The following is a 591-nucleotide window of genomic DNA, read 5'->3' as shown; positions in this document are numbered from 1 at the left end:
TTCTTTAGCGTCTTCGGCCGGCCCCACAAGCGTGGGCCGGCCCGCCTCTCTCGCACTAGGGCTCTGTTGCCAGAGCCTAGTCTTCTTTTCTTTATCTCTCTCCCAACATGTCAAAGAACGTTCCTTAAGGTACGAGTTACGGGTGCCGAGTTCTGAGTTAGGTTAACCCTTCCCTCTTTGCCGTTAACTTCCCCTTAAGCGTGAAGCAAAAACCTTTTGTCCTTGCCTTGGTACTGGTAATCGGTGTGGAGAATAACGGAGTCGAACCGTTGACCTCCTGCGTGCAAAGCAGGCGCTCTAGCCAGCTGAGCTAATCCCCCAGGTAATTCGCGGTGGGCCTGCGTGGACTCGAACCACGGACCTCTACATTATCAGTGTAGCGCTCTAACCACCTGAGCTACAAGCCCGCTTCATGGCCGGGCCTGGCCGCCCGATTGAATGCTTTTTTGAAAGGAATGCTTGAAACAGAGCATCGGATTAAGAGTCCGGAGCCCGGGATCTTCCCTAGAAAGGAGGTGATCCAGCCGCACCTTCCGGTACGGCTACCTTGTTACGACTTAGCCCCAGTTACCAGTTTTACCCTAGACGGCT

Annotated in this window: 2 tRNA genes and 1 rRNA gene; all 3 read right to left on the bottom strand. The window is 54.1% G+C overall.

From position 1 onward, the window contains the following. Positions 1-246: 246 nt before the first annotated feature. Positions 247-320 (bottom strand) — tRNA-Ala (locus FJM65_RS21120). A gap of 13 nt (positions 321-333) precedes the next feature. Then, a tRNA-Ile gene (locus FJM65_RS21115) sits at positions 334-407 on the bottom strand. Between the two features lie 101 nt (positions 408-508). Next, positions 509-591: ribosomal RNA gene (locus FJM65_RS21110) — 16S ribosomal RNA — on the bottom strand; the annotation flags it as partial.

This window comes from Pontibacter mangrovi, from assembly GCF_006385705.1.
Classification (GTDB): domain Bacteria; phylum Bacteroidota; class Bacteroidia; order Cytophagales; family Hymenobacteraceae; genus Pontibacter; species Pontibacter mangrovi.
This window is presented reverse-complemented; position numbering and strand designations above follow the sequence as displayed.